The following is a 13,091-nucleotide window of genomic DNA, read 5'->3' on the forward strand; positions in this document are numbered from 1 at the left end:
CCGCTTCGGCGCACCAATATTCGGGCGTGGTGTGGGAGGCGGGCGGCGAGGGGCACGTCGCTGACCTGGCCGGAACCCCCGAGTACCGCCGCGGTCGGGCTACTCGTAGGCCCCGTCACGTTCGGCCAGAGCCCGACTACTCGTGTGCTCCGATGTGGTCTTACCCCCCCGTGGGTGGACGCCCGGGCCGGCGGCAGGGCTGGGAGGATCCACATGAATCTGTAGGGACGCCACCGGCGTCGGTGGCGACAACAGGAGGATGAGATGGCAGACGGAATGGTGCTGGCCTCCGGCCCACGCATCGGCGTGTTGGCCGACGCGTGGGGTGGTTCTCTGGCGCGGGAGGTCGCCTTGGTTGTCGGTGGGGCCGCTGTCGTCGGTGCCGCCGCGCAGGTGTCGGTGACGATTCCGGGGTCTCCGGTCCCCGTCACCGGGCAGACCTTCGCGGTGCTCCTGGCCGGGACCGCGCTTGGGTCGGCCCGTGGGGTGGCGAGCATGCTGCTCTATCTGGTGGCGGGGGTGTTGGGGGTGCCGTGGTTTGCCGACGGCGCGCACGGCTGGCCGTCCGCGACCGCGGGCTATCTGCTGGGCTTCGTGTTGGCCGCGGCCGTTGTCGGCCGGCTGGCCTCGGCCGGGGCGGACCGGCGGCCATGGCGCATGTTCGGGCTGATGGCTTTCGGGAACGTGGTGATCTATGCGGTTGGTGTTCCCTGGTTGACGATCGCCACCGGGATGGATCTGCCGACCGCGCTTCTGCTGGGCCTCGTCGCGTTCCTGCCGGGTGACCTGCTCAAGGCCTTGCTCGCCGCGGGCCTGCTACCGGGCTCGTGGCGTCTGGTACGCCGACTGTCCGGCAGCGCGTGAGCGAGCTCGTGGACCCCGGATGTGCGGTCCAGGCCGCCGAGCCGGAGCGCGTCGCCCACGACGAAGCCAGGGCGCAGCGGGCCGCCGCGGCGGAGGCGGCAGCGGATCAGGCAAGGGAGGGGGAGGGTTCGATGGGATCAATCATCGCCGGTGCCGCCGCCGGTGCCTCCGGTGCTGTCGGATAGCCCTCCTGACAGGAACGAAGACGACAGTGGCCGCGGTGTGGCTGCACCACGGCTGCGCACTGTCCGCCTCTCCAGCGGCTGGTCCGTTGGAGAGGCGGACAGCCTGTTCCGGAAGCTGGAGCCCGACCGGGCTGATCTTGGTCGCTGGCGGGGTATGCCCGTCGCCGGCCGACCATCTGGTCCACGCGGCGCGCGCTAGCGCAGCGAGCGCGGCGGCCGTCGTTCTAGCCGGCGATTGTCCCGAGAACAGGGGCCGAAGGTCACGTCCTGGAGGATATTACTGAGGTTAGCCTTACCTAATTCACGGTGAGTCTGGCTGGGGGCGTGCATGACGAGCAGGACGTTCGAACAGGGGACCGACGGTCGGCCCCGGGCCGAGGCCCGGTACGACCAGAGGACGCTGGCCGACCTGATGCCGACCGCCACGGCTCAGGTCGTGAGCGTCTCGGTGCCCGGTTCACCGGCTGTCGCGCGGCGCCTGGCCGACCTCGGATTCACACCGGGCACGGTGGTCCGGGTACTACGTCGGGCACCGCTGCGCGACCCCCTGATCTACCAGGTGAAAGACTACGAGATCTGCCTACGCCGGGCGCAGGCGTCGTGCGTGAACGTGGTCGAGGTTGACCGGTGAGCAACTCCTGCCACGAGAGTGGCCAACCGGCGGCCCAGCTGACCCAGCTGCCGCAGGTGGCCCTGGTCGGTGCCCCCAACGCGGGCAAGACGAGCGTGTTCAACGCCCTGACCGGCTTGAAGGCCAAGACCGGAAACTATCCCGGGGTGACCGTGTCCCGCTTCGCCGGGACCTGCCGAGCCGGCGACCGTAAGTTCGCTGTCGAAGATCTACCCGGTTCGTACGGGCTGGACCCGGTCAGTCTGGACGAGCAGGTTCTGGTCGACGTCCTGGACGGCGACGGCATGCGGGCGCCGGACGCATTGCTGATCGTGGTTGACGCGACGACCCTGCGGCGCTCGTTGGGATTCGTCGCGCAGGTGCTGGCCCGTGGTCTTCCCAGCTGCGTGGTGTTGAGCTTCACCGACGAGCTACTTCGCCGCCAGGGCGCGGTGGACGTCGACGCGCTGAGCCAGGCCCTGGGAGTGCCCGTGGTCGCGGTGGTCGGTCACCGTGGTCACGGCATCGCTGAACTGCGCGAACAGCTGCTCGACTGGAGAGACTGGCCGACTCCGGTAATACCACCACCGGTGGACCCGGGCGAGCGGGACGCCTGGGTGGAGTCCGTCCTGTCGTACGCCGGGTACCGCGTGGCCCAGCCGCACGGCCTCACCCGACGGCTCGATGCGGTGCTGCTGCACCCGCTGCTGGGCACCGTGGTCTTTTTCGCCGTGATGGTGCTCTTCTTCCAGACAGTCTTCGCCCTGGCCGCTCCGCTCCAGGGAGGCGTCGAGGCGTTCTTCGGCGTACTGTCGGAATGGGTGGCGGCGCACGTCACCAACCCGTGGCTGTCGGGCCTGCTCGGCGACGCCCTGATCGGCGGGGTCGGCGGTGTCCTGGTCTTCCTGCCGCAGATCATGCTGCTGTTCCTGCTGATCTCCCTCCTCGAGGGGGTCGGCTACATGTCCCGCGCGGCGTTCCTGATGGACCGCGTGATGGGCCGCGCCGGGCTGGAAGGACGCGCCTTCGTGGCGCTGCTGTCGTCGTTCGCCTGCGCGATCCCCGGCATCATGGCCACCCGCACCCTGCCCTCGGCCAAGGACCGGATCGCCACGATGATGGCGGCGCCACTGGTGACCTGCGCGGCGCGGCTTCCCGTCTACGTGGTCCTGATCGGTCTGCTGGTCGACCCGGCCGCCACGTTTGGCCCGTTCGGTCTGCAGGGACTGGTCATGTTCGGGCTGTACCTGCTCGGGGCGGTCTCGGCGATGCTGGCCGCGTGGGCGTTCAAGAAGTTCGGTGACCGCCGTAGCCAGCCGACACCGTTCTATCTGGAGATGCCGCCGTACCGGCTGCCCTCGCCCCGGGCGATCCTGCTGGCGGTGTGGGGCGCGGCGAGTTCGTTCCTCCGCAAGTGCTCGACCATCATTGTGGCCACCACAATGGTGCTGTGGCTGCTGCTGAACCTGCCGCTGCACTCGACCGAGCAGATGCAGGCGACGGGTGTCGACACCGCTGATTCGGCGGCAGTGTCGGCCTACGTCGTTGACCACAGCTACGCCGCCGAGGTCGGCCGGCTGGTGGCCCCGGTCTTCGACCCCCTGGGCTTCGACTGGCGGATCAATGTCGGCGTGCTGTCCGCCCAGTCGGCCCGGGAGACCTTCGTCGCCACCCTCGGGCAGGTCGCGGCGGCCGAAGACCCCGAAGACCCGGGCGACGCGCTGCGGGCCATGACCTACTCGGACGGCCCGCGCGCCGGGGAGCCGGTTTTCACCGCACCGACGATCGCCGCGCTGCTGGTGTACTTCGCCTTCGCCCTTCAATGTATGGCGACCGTCGGGGTCATCCGGCGGGAGACCGGCACCTGGCGATGGCCGTTGGTGGCCTTCGGCTACCTCACCGTGACGGCCTGGCTGATGGCTTACCTTGCCCGGACCGTGACCGCCTTCTTCGTTGGCTGACTCGGATGGTTCCCCTGCACCCGCAGCGCTGCGCCGACGAACCGGATCTGCTGCGCTGGGTCATCCCCGCCGACCTGCTCGAATCGGTCGGCGTCGTCGCCGCGGCCCCGCCACCGCTGGCGGGGCTGCTCGCCGACGGGACGCTCGCTGAGCTCCGGCTGGAGCCCGCCGCCGTGCTCACCCGTCTCGGTCCGCGACATAGCTGGGGAGACCAGGGGCCACGGGTACGCGGCGCGCTGCACGCCGCGCTCGGGGAACCCGGCGGCTGGCACGTCGTACCCGACTCCGGTGAGCGGGTCGGGGACACTGAGCTGCGTACGCTGACCCAGCAGCTCCTCGACGGGCCGGTCGGGCAGTTCGCCGCCGCGCATGGCGGCCGGATCGACCTGGTGGACGTGCGGGACGGCGTGGTCACCGTCCGGCTCGCCGGTGCGTGCAACGGCTGCCCGGCCGCCCGCAGCACTCTGCACGGCCAGCTGGAACGCCGCCTCCGGCAGCGCTATCCGGCACTGCGCGCGGTCGTCGACCACTCACCCCGGTTGATCAGGCCGGCACCGCGGTGACCACGAGGTTGTCACGATACCGGCGGGTGTCGGCGTCGAAGGGCCCGCCGCAGGTTATGAGGGTCAAGCGTTGGCCGCCATCGCGGGCGAAGTAGCGGTCCAGCGGAATTCTTGTCTTCTGGTACTCCTCCCGGGCGATCACGCGGTAGGCGCGTTCCTGGCCGTCGCTGCCGGTCACGGCCAGTCTGTCGCCCTGCTCCAACTCCCGGAGCCGGAAGAACGCGCCTTTGCCCTGAGTGGAGCTGTCCACGTGGCCGGAGATCACCACTGAGCCCGCCGGCGCCGTCAGCCCCGGGCCGTATCGGTACCAGCCGACCTGGTCCACCCTGGGTGGTACCTCGAACTCACCGGTCTGCGGGTTGATGCCGACAGCGTTCACCGTGGCGGTCACTCCGATTGCCGGGATTCGTAGGCCGACCGGCGGAACAACCTCGGCGCCGGTCGGCAGTTCCCCCTTGCGCACCGGCATCGGCGCCGGCGATCGGCTTCCTGCGGCGGAGGGGGTGGTGCCGGCGAGGGCGGTCACCTCGTCCGCGCCGACATCCGCCGTGGGCCGAGAGGCAACGGTGGCCAAGGCCGCGACGGTGAGGGCGGCGGCGCCGGCGGCCATCGCCGCCAGCGCCCCGCGTTTGCGCACCGTCACCGGTTGCTCCTCCGGGCGGTGGCGACCCGGGCTCTTCCACCGACCAGCAGGAGGGCGCCGGCACCGGCCAGGAGGTACAACCAGGTGTTCGCCGTGGTGCCGGCCTGGCCGCCGTCGCCGCTGGGCACCCCGGCCGGGGGCGAGTGCAGGCCGGTGATGGTCTGTGCCACGACCTCGAGGGTGCCGGCATCGGCCGAGCCGAACGCGTAGACGATCGTCGCGGTACCCTCGCTCAGTTCCAGTTCGGCGGGGCCGATCGTGACGGTCTCCGTGCCGGCGAGCACAGCATCCGCCTGTATCGTTCCGGCTTCCATATCGGCCTTGGCCTCGTTCGAGTTGGTCAGGTTGGTGAAGACCGAAGTGCCGCCGGCCCGTACGTCCATCGCCGGAGCGGCAGCGATGTGCCGGGCGATCAGCCGGGACTTGCCGGCCTCCACCTTCGAGATGTCGTTGACAAATGAGGTGATCTTCGGCTCGCCGCTCGCGTCCAGGTGGGCGGCCATGCTGATGTTGGTTCCGCCCAGCACCTCCGCGTCGTCAACCGTGAGGAACGCGTCGGCCACCGGCTCGCCCGACTTGGTCAGCGCGATGTCGAATACGCCCGCCGCCAGGCTCAGCGGGCCTGCCACCTCGCCGGGCGCGAAGTTGTCCAGCGTCTTCTCCCCATTGAGGTACACGTCAACCGGGATGCCCGGGATGCCATGGATCGCAGAGACCTCGGCTGTGGCCGCGTATGCCGGGGTCGCGGTGAGCGCACCGACTCCAGCGAACGTCAGCGCGGCGAGCACGCCACCTGCGGCCACCTGGCGGGAGTACGAGAGCTGCATGCCTGCCTCCTGGTGATTAGTCCTGATTGGTCAGGCTAACTGGTGAAGAGCATTACGCTCGCTCCATACAAGCTGGATGCGGCCGAAAATATCTTTGTCTTTCGACGTCGCCGCATTCACGCGGACCTCGGCCGATGAGCGACCCTGTCGAAAGGCAGCTATTCGGCACGATAGGGAGTCACATCCGGCGTGACACGCAGCGCCTGAAAGGCAGATGGGTGGCATCGTCGCGGAGATCCGGTCGCCGGTTGCCCCCGCAGGCTTGTCGCACCGGTTGTCGACGGTGAACTGGGCTGCGATTAACTGTGTCGTTGCCAGACGGCTCGCAGCGAGTCCCAGTTGCCACCGAGGCTGTCGCAGAGTACGTCCACAAAGACAGCGGTATCAGTGCCGTCCGGGTTCCACCAGATGCCGCAGAGAGCCGGGATTTCGCCGGTCGGGGTGGTGTACTCGACATACAAGCCCGGAGTCCCGGTGACGCCCCCCAGCTTGTCGCCGGGCTCCTCCGCATCGGGGCGGTCGCTCGCCGAACTGCGGGCGATCCGCTGCCGGAAACTCAGGTCGGCAGCTCGCCCCTCGGCCGACTGATACGCGACAAAGTGGAGATACATGCCGCCATCCCGGCACAGCACGTGGGCGCGCTCGCCGGGCCCGAGGGCCGGGCCGCCGTCATCGGTGTTCGCGACGCAGCTACTCATGTCGGCAAGCCACGGCTCCGCCAACGGGATCAGGTCACCCGGGAACGCCGCGCGGTTGGCGGCGGCGAAGACGTCGGTGGGTTCCTCGGCTGGCTCTTCGGGCGGTGCCGCAGCCGGTTCTTCGGCGGGTGCGTCCGACGGCGGGGCAGCGACTGGGGTGCTGTCGGGGGCAGTCGCTCGGCCGAGGACGAACGCGCCGACTCCGGCCACCAACGCGCCAGCGAGCACCCCGACTATCACGCCGAGCAGCAGCTTCCCTCGTTGTGGGGGTGGCGACGGCACGATCCGGCGCTGCGGTGCCGGCGCGGCGAAGTCACCGGAAAGAGGTGGTGCAGCGAAACCGCCCGATACCGGCTCTGTGCTCAGACCGTACTGGTCATGGCCGCCGGAGTGAGGCGCATGCTCACCGTTGGGCCGGTATTCCCGTCCGGGGGCGGGGCGATCAGTCACGTGCGGCACGTTATCAGCGTCTATCGAAACCCCGCAGACCCGTTCAGTAGCACATTCACTTTGCTGGAAGTGTGCGGATGGTGATGCGCGGCAGAACACGGTGGCGACGCGTTCCGGAATCGGCTTCGGCTAGACTTGGCGCGCGGCCCTCCAGCAGGACGACCGGGTTCGATGCCCACGTCACACGCCGCGACCGAAACGGTCAGCGCCGGGCGGGACGGCCCCCCTTCAACCTTCGGAGCCTTCATGGCGGCAAGCCGCCCGCGCCAGAACACCTTGCCTGACTCCCAGCACACCTTGCCTGACTCGCTGACCTTCACTGACCTCGGCGTCCCCGACCTGCTCAACCGGCAACTGGCCGCGGCCGGGGTGGAACGGCCGTTTCCGATCCAGGCCGCGACCCTGCCGGACGCGCTCGCCGGACGGGACGTGCTCGGCCGAGGCCGAACCGGTTCGGGGAAGACCTATGCCTTCGTGCTGGCGGTGCTGACCCGCCTGGCCGCGAACACCACGCGACGTCGCCCTGGCCGCCCCCGGGCGTTGATCCTCGCGCCGACTCGCGAGTTGGCCACCCAGATCGACCGCGTGATGGCGCCGCTGGCCCAGGCGCTGTCGCTTCGTACGATGGCCGTCTTCGGCGGCGTCGCTGCCCGACCCCAGATCGCCGGGCTCCAGGCCGGGGTCGATGTTCTGGTGGCCTGTCCGGGACGGCTGACCGACCACGTCGAGGCCGGACACGCACACCTGGACGCCGTCGAGATCACCGTCCTCGACGAGGCCGACCACATGGCGGATCTCGGCTTCCTGCCCAGCGTACGGCGGCTGTTGGAACGGACCCCGCGCGGCGGGCAGCGGCTGCTCTTCTCCGCGACCCTGGACTCCGGCGTCGATGTCCTGGTGCGGCGGTTCCTCACCAAACCAGTTGTACACAGCGTTGACTCAACGCTGTCACCGGTCGCCGCGATGACCCACCACGTGCTGCACGTCCACGCCGAGGACCGGTTCGCCGTGCTGGTCGAGTTGACCGCCACGGCAAACCGTACGGTCGTGTTCACCCGTACCAAACGGGGTGCGAAAACCCTGGCTCGACGGCTCGCCGCAGCGGGGGTTAGCGCGGTCGAACTACATGGCAACCTGGCCCAGGGCGCCCGCACCCGGAATCTGCGGGCCTTCGCCACCGGGGAGGCGCACACGCTGGTCGCCACCGACATCGCCGCCCGGGGCATCCACATCGACGACGTGGCGCTGGTCGTACACGCCGACCCGCCGGTGGAGCACAAGGCGTACCTGCACCGCTCGGGCCGTACCGCTCGGGCTGGTGCGGACGGGACCGTCGTGACCCTGATGACTGACGCGCAGGTGACCGAGGTGCGGGCCTTGACCCGCAAGGCGGGCATCACCGCGACCACGAGCCGACTGCGCCCCGGGGACGAACTGCTCCGCGAAATCGCCCCGGGCGAACGGCGGCTGGTACCCCAGCCCGTACCACCCTCTGGTGGCCCACAGCCGGAGGTGCGGCCCGCCCACGGTGGCCGGAGGCAGCGCGGCGGCAAACCGGCGTCGACTTCGACCCGGTCCGCATCGACCCGATCCGGGGCGGCCGCCTTCTCCAGCCGGTCCCGTCCGGGCACTCGCCGCAGCGGACGCTAGCCGCCGGGCTCAGTCCGGGGCCGGGGTGTCGCCGGCCGCGGCGGGTGGGCTGGGTCCGAGCTGGGTGATGTCGTACCCATTGGGGTAGGTCTTGGTCTTGATGCCGTCGGCGAACAGGGGGACCGCTGGTGGTCGCCCAAGCCAGCGTTGCGTGTGTGCGCGGGCGCGGAGGGCCAGGTGCAGTCCGACGCGCGCCGGCCAGGGTGGATTCGCCACCCGGGTCGCAGCGCGTAAGGGTGGGTCGTAGATGGCGCTGACCAGTGCGTTGCCCATCGGGGCGAGGGCGGCGGGTAGCCGGTTCAGCATCAGCATCCGGGTGGCCCGCTCGATCGCGGCCGCATCATCGTTGGGGCGCAGCTGGGCCCGGTCGTACCCGTCGAACCAGGCCTCGACCGCCTGGTAAGAGTCGGGGATGTCGGTGATCCCCATCCGACGGCCTAACTCCAGGTAGAACCGCCGGAGGGCATCGCGCCCGCGGGGCTGCTCGAAGCCGTTGAGCACGATCTCATACATGAGTAGGCCGGTGTCGTCGATCCGCTGCTGGGTGCGTTTAGTGAGTTCGCCGGTGGCGGCGTGCACCGCGGCGATCTCCGGGATCGAGAACGAGCGGTTGAAGGCGAGGTTGAGTCCGAGCTTCATGTCCCACGGGAACTCGTACCGCAGCATGATCTGGTAGATCGTCAGGTGGTCGTCGTCGGGGTCGAGCGAGCGGATCCGGTGCAGGTGAACGAGGCGGTCTCTCACTGGCGTGGGTCTCCGATGGGCTGCGACCGGGTGTCGGTGGCGGTGAGGTGCCCGGTGGCGTCGAGGGTGGCGGCCACCACCGGGGACTGGTGGTACGCGATCGCGACGCGGGTGAGCCAGGTGACCTCGCCGGCGTAGCCGTCAGCCGGTCGGGGTGGGGTATCGGCTGGCTGCGGCTGGGTGGCGGGGACGCCGGCGCGGTGCGCCCGCAGGCCGAAGGCCAGCTGGGCGGCCTCGATGGTGGCAAGCCGGTCGTCGTCGGCGAGGCCCGCCTGCTCGGCGAGGCCGTCAGCGGTCTGGGCGACCCGGGCGTCGAGGTCTGGCAGAAGCAGCTTGGACACATCGGGATCCAGTACGGCGGCGGGTCGGTGCCCAGCGAGCAGGTGACCCAGCTCGTGCCCGATGATCAGCATTTGGTGTATCGGCGAGGTGTCCTGCTCGTAGAAGCAGATACTCCAAGCGGGCGGTGAGTGTGTCGAAGGGTGGTAGTTCCGGCCGGCCTTGGTGCTCCGCAACCATTGGTTCGTACCCTCCCCGTGACCGATCCACAGCAGTGTCACGTCGCCGATGCCCGGCACGGCAGGTGTCGACACGTGACCGTAATCTATGATGCCTACGGCCCTTCCTGCCGATCAGGGCCTGTAGCCCACTCCGCAGAACTCGTCCACCTCGGGCCCGGCAGCGGTGTCGGCGTCGGGTCGCCACCGGGTCAGTGAGACGATGCCCGGCTCGACCAGCTCAAGGCCGCGGAAGAATCGGCCGATGCCGTCGAGGCTACGCACCACCATCGGGTCGGAGCCGCCCTCGTTCCAGATCCGGACTGCCTCGTCGGTCGCAGCGCCGTGAACGGCATTGGTGGTATGTGTCATCGCCAGGTAGCTCCCCGATGGGAGCGCCTCAACCAGGCGGTCGACTGCTCCGTAGGCCTCGTCGTCGTCGGCCAGGAAGATCACGATGCCGAGCATGGTGATGGCGATCGGCTTGGTGAAGTCGAGTGTCTTGGCCGCCGCAGCGAGAATCTTGTCCGGGTCTCGTAGGTCGGCGTCTATGTAGTCGGTCGTGCCCTTGGGGTGGCTGGTCAGAAGTGCCCGCGCATGGACCAGGACCAGCGGGTCGTTATCGGCGTAGACGATGCGCGACTCGGGAGCGATCGACTGAGCGACCTCGTGGGTGTTGTTGGCTGTGGGCAGGCCGGTGCCGATGTCCAGGAACTGTCGAACGCCGGTCTCTTTGGCCAGATGGGTGACCGCGCGTACCAGGAAGGATCGCTGGTTGCGGGCCAGTTCGATGATGTGTGGGTAGGCGGCGATCGTGTGGTCGCCGACCTCGCGATCTACCTCGAAGTTGTCCTTGCCGCCCAGCCAGTAGTTCCAGACCCGGGCCGGGTGCGCGATCGTAGTGTCGATCTCCGAGGAGAGTGACCCGTTCCGTTCGGCGGCCGAGGGCATGGTTTCCGCAGGGGTGTCTGTCACTGGGAATCTCTTCTCGACTCGCGGCGGGTGACTTCTCCCACACGGTAGCAGGGGAGCCGAAAGGTTCCACTGAGCATCCATTGTGGATGAATGAGGTCAGGTTTCACCGTTTGTGTGCAGGTGAAGCCGCACTACATCGGGGGAAACCTGCTCGCCGGCTCTGCCTCCGGCCCGGCTACGTCTGGCCAAGATCGTCACTACGACGACCCGTTGGCCGGGTGCTTCCCCGTCGTCGAACTTCCGCCACCGACGGAGCCGCCTGATTCGGGCCGCAAACTCTGCGGCGACCGTTGACCCGCGGCCTCTCGATTCCAGGGGAGGGTAGCCCGTCATTCATGACACGTGGTGATGGATGGCGTAGTGTGTCATCGGGCCTCGCAGTGAGGCTGCGGGAATCTGAAGGAGGAGGTGGCGTTTTCATGCATGTGACTGCTGAAAACCGCCACGCTTCGTGCGCCTGAGCGACATCAGGTGACGATCGGTTCACCCGATCGGATTTCACTCCTTCACGCAGAGGGTTCCTCAGTTGTCTTCTCCCCGTAGGGGTCCGTCGGAGACCCCAGAAACATCATCCTTGTCTCTTGCCGCCTTGGGCTGGTCGAATCGATGGCAGGCGGCGCTTGCCGCGCACGATGCTGGCCGTCCGGGGCGCGTCGTCCGCCACGACGGCTCAGCCGTTCTGATCAGCACCGAAGGCGACACCCAACACTTCCCCGTACGGCCCTCGGCGCACGCGCTCGCAGTCGGTGACTGGGTCGTCGTTGACGACAGCCGCGTCCTCGACCTGTTGCCGCGGGCTTCACTGCTGCGTCGTCGCGACCCCTCCACCGGAGGGAGCCAGCTCATCGCCGCGAACGTGGACGTGGTGGGCATTGTCTGTGGCCTGGACCGGCCGGTCGTCCACGGCCGGCTACAACGCTTCACCTCGCTCGCCTGGGACGCCGGAGCGGCACCGTTGGTGATCCTCTCCAAAGCCGACCTCGTGAGCTCCACCGCGCAGATCGAAAATGGTCTGCTCCAGCAGCATCCCGGCGTCGATATCATCTCCGTCGCCGCGGCGACAGCCACCGGGATATCCGCTCTCCTCGACCGGTGCGCGCAGCGCACGCTGGTGCTCGTCGGCGAATCCGGAGCAGGTAAGTCGACGCTCCTGAACGCTCTCGCGGGTCGGGAGTTGGGGGCCACCGGAAAGGTCCGCAGCTCGGACGCGAAGGGCCGGCACACCACCACCGCCCGGCAGCTCTTCGCGCTGGAGGGCGGCTGCTGCCTGATCGACACCCCCGGCATGCGCGAGGTCGGCGTCCATGCCGATGTTGCCACCGTTGACGCGGGTTTCGACGACATTGCGGAGTTGTCGGCTGGCTGTCGATTCGGCGACTGCGGTCACGCCAACGAGCCCGGCTGCGCGGTGCTCGCGGCCGTCGGCGACGGGAGGCTGAGCGAGCAACGACTGCGGGCCTGGAATCAGCTGTGCCGTGAGGCCGCGTGGGCTGAGCTTCGCGCGGATCCTGCGGCCCAGCGACGGGCCGGCCGGCGACTCGCCCGGGTCATCAAAGACGCCCAGCGGGCAAAGCGGCGCTGACTCGAAGGTGCGCTGCTGGTCCCCGGCGGACCGGGCTACGTGATCGGGCGGCGACCCCGTACTCGGTCCAGGTCGTAGCTGACCGCGCCCGGCTCGATGTGTCATCGGGCCGGGCGCGATCAGCGCTGTGCCTAGAGAGATACGCCGCGACTCGCACTTCAGCAGGGGAGGTCCGTGGTGCCGGTGTCACCTGGCCGAACCGGCATACCCACCCGCGGCGACTTCGTCGACCAACGTGGCGCAGAACGCCGGCAGATCACCGGGTCGGCGGCTAGTGATCAGGCCGTTGTCGACATACACCTCCTCGTCAACCCAGGTAGCGCCGGCGTTGGCCAAGTCGGTGCGCAGACTTGGCCAGGAGGTGAGGGTGCGGCCCCGCACCACGTTCGCCTCGACCAACGTCCAAAGGCCGTGACAAATGGCGGCTACCGGCTTGCCGGATTCAACGAAAGTCCGTACGAAGCGCACCGCGTTGGGGTCGGCCCGCAGGAAGTCCGGGTTGGCGACACCGCCGGGCAGCACCAAGGCGTCGTAGTCGGCGGGGTCTGCGTCGGCGACGACCCCGTCTACCTCGTACGTCCTGGACTTGTCCAAGTGATCGACTGACTGAATCGGCTCCTCGCCCAACGAGATCAGTTCGACGCTGCCGCCGGCGGCCTCCACAGCTGCGCGGGGCTTGATGTACTCCGCCTCTTCCACCCCGTCGGTCGCCAGAATCGCTACCCGCTTGCCGTCGAGCTTCGCCGCCATCGCTTTGTCTCCCCCTTTTCAGTGCTGCCGGCTAGCCGGGGCGGGACCAGGTCCCCGCAGCTCGGATACCCGCTCTTCGGATCAGCGAAACC

At 68.9% G+C, this 13,091-nt stretch carries 13 protein-coding genes and 1 pseudogene; 7 read left to right on the forward strand and 7 right to left on the reverse strand.

Features of this window, described 5'->3' with window-relative positions:
- Nucleotides 1-264: 264 nt before the first annotated feature.
- The 5 genes from B116_RS0115920 (at nt 265) to B116_RS0115940 (ending at nt 4,183) form a co-directional block, all read left to right on the forward strand.
- Nucleotides 265-864, forward strand: coding sequence for a biotin transporter BioY (locus tag B116_RS0115920; RefSeq protein ID WP_018720882.1), 600 nt, complete (start codon nt 265-267; stop codon nt 862-864).
- The gene (locus B116_RS0115925; RefSeq protein WP_027660647.1) at nt 861-1,049 is read left to right on the forward strand and encodes a hypothetical protein; all 189 of its coding nucleotides are present in this window, start codon (nt 861-863) and stop codon (nt 1,047-1,049) included. The genes B116_RS0115920 and B116_RS0115925 overlap by 4 nt, the downstream gene beginning before the upstream one ends.
- A 328-nt stretch (nt 1,050-1,377) precedes the next feature.
- Entirely contained in the window at nt 1,378-1,680 is a 303-nt protein-coding gene (locus tag B116_RS0115930; protein ID WP_018720880.1) for a FeoA family protein, read from the forward strand.
- On the forward strand, nt 1,677-3,620 hold the full coding sequence (gene feoB, locus B116_RS0115935) for a ferrous iron transporter B (protein WP_027660648.1): 1,944 nt from the start codon (nt 1,677-1,679) through the stop codon (nt 3,618-3,620). The genes B116_RS0115930 and feoB overlap by 4 nt, the downstream gene beginning before the upstream one ends.
- Nucleotides 3,621-3,625: 5 nt before the next feature.
- Complete coding sequence (locus B116_RS0115940; protein ID WP_018720878.1) at nt 3,626-4,183, forward strand: NifU family protein; 558 nt, start codon at nt 3,626-3,628, stop codon at nt 4,181-4,183.
- On the opposite strand, the gene B116_RS0115945 is transcribed toward B116_RS0115940, so the two are convergent.
- From B116_RS0115945 to B116_RS0115955, 3 genes are all read right to left on the reverse strand, one after another.
- Entirely contained in the window at nt 4,164-4,826 is a 663-nt protein-coding gene (locus B116_RS0115945) for a class F sortase (RefSeq protein ID WP_027660649.1), read from the reverse strand. The two genes, B116_RS0115940 and B116_RS0115945, sit on opposite strands and share 20 nt — an antisense overlap.
- Nucleotides 4,823-5,653 (reverse strand): DUF4397 domain-containing protein, encoded by an 831-nt coding sequence (locus B116_RS0115950; RefSeq protein WP_027660650.1) that lies wholly within the window; start codon nt 5,651-5,653, stop codon nt 4,823-4,825. The genes B116_RS0115945 and B116_RS0115950 overlap by 4 nt, the downstream gene beginning before the upstream one ends.
- Before the next feature lie 299 nt (nt 5,654-5,952).
- Nucleotides 5,953-6,801 (reverse strand): hypothetical protein, encoded by an 849-nt coding sequence (locus B116_RS0115955; RefSeq protein ID WP_027660651.1) that lies wholly within the window; start codon nt 6,799-6,801, stop codon nt 5,953-5,955.
- A gap of 246 nt (nt 6,802-7,047) precedes the next feature.
- On the opposite strand from B116_RS0115955, the gene B116_RS0115960 reads away from it, so the two are divergent.
- Nucleotides 7,048-8,451 (forward strand): DEAD/DEAH box helicase, encoded by a 1,404-nt coding sequence (locus B116_RS0115960; RefSeq protein ID WP_027660652.1) that lies wholly within the window; start codon nt 7,048-7,050, stop codon nt 8,449-8,451.
- Between the two features lie 9 nt (nt 8,452-8,460).
- Here the strand turns inward: B116_RS0115960 and B116_RS0115965 are convergent, their stop codons facing one another.
- From B116_RS0115965 to B116_RS0115980, 3 genes and pseudogenes are all read right to left on the reverse strand, one after another.
- Nucleotides 8,461-9,195, reverse strand: coding sequence for an oxygenase MpaB family protein (locus B116_RS0115965; protein ID WP_027660653.1), 735 nt, complete (start codon nt 9,193-9,195; stop codon nt 8,461-8,463).
- A pseudogene (locus B116_RS29020) lies at nt 9,192-9,524 on the reverse strand (DUF6545 domain-containing protein); the annotation flags it as partial. The gene B116_RS0115965 and the pseudogene B116_RS29020, both read right to left, overlap by 4 nt.
- Before the next feature lie 303 nt (nt 9,525-9,827).
- Nucleotides 9,828-10,667, reverse strand: coding sequence for an SAM-dependent methyltransferase (locus B116_RS0115980; protein ID WP_027660654.1), 840 nt, complete (start codon nt 10,665-10,667; stop codon nt 9,828-9,830).
- A 589-nt stretch (nt 10,668-11,256) separates the two neighbouring features.
- Here B116_RS0115980 and rsgA point away from each other — a divergent pair.
- Complete coding sequence (gene rsgA / locus B116_RS0115985) at nt 11,257-12,249, forward strand: ribosome small subunit-dependent GTPase A (RefSeq protein ID WP_027660655.1); 993 nt, start codon at nt 11,257-11,259, stop codon at nt 12,247-12,249.
- Nucleotides 12,250-12,435: 186 nt separating this feature from the next.
- On the opposite strand, the gene B116_RS0115990 is transcribed toward rsgA, so the two are convergent.
- Complete coding sequence (locus B116_RS0115990) at nt 12,436-12,999, reverse strand: type 1 glutamine amidotransferase domain-containing protein (RefSeq protein ID WP_018720869.1); 564 nt, start codon at nt 12,997-12,999, stop codon at nt 12,436-12,438.
- Between the last annotated feature and the right edge of the window lie 92 nt (nt 13,000-13,091).

The sequence above is a fragment of the Salinispora fenicalii genome, assembly GCF_000514815.1.
Taxonomy (GTDB): Bacteria; Actinomycetota; Actinomycetes; order Mycobacteriales; family Micromonosporaceae; genus Micromonospora; species Micromonospora fenicalii.

Bases quoted from the DNA above. Each gene is read 5' to 3' on its own strand.
- B116_RS0115920 (WP_018720882.1), top strand. From the start codon at position 265: ATGGCAGACGGAATGGTGCTGGCCTCCGGCCCACGCATCGGCGTGTTG.
- B116_RS0115930 (WP_018720880.1), top strand. From the start codon at position 1,378: ATGACGAGCAGGACGTTCGAACAGGGGACCGACGGTCGGCCCCGGGCC.
- B116_RS0115940 (WP_018720878.1), top strand. From the start codon at position 3,626: ATGGTTCCCCTGCACCCGCAGCGCTGCGCCGACGAACCGGATCTGCTG.
- B116_RS0115950 (WP_027660650.1), bottom strand. From the start codon at position 5,653: ATGCAGCTCTCGTACTCCCGCCAGGTGGCCGCAGGTGGCGTGCTCGCC.
- B116_RS0115960 (WP_027660652.1), top strand. From the start codon at position 7,048: ATGGCGGCAAGCCGCCCGCGCCAGAACACCTTGCCTGACTCCCAGCAC.
- B116_RS0115990 (WP_018720869.1), bottom strand. From the start codon at position 12,999: ATGGCGGCGAAGCTCGACGGCAAGCGGGTAGCGATTCTGGCGACCGAC.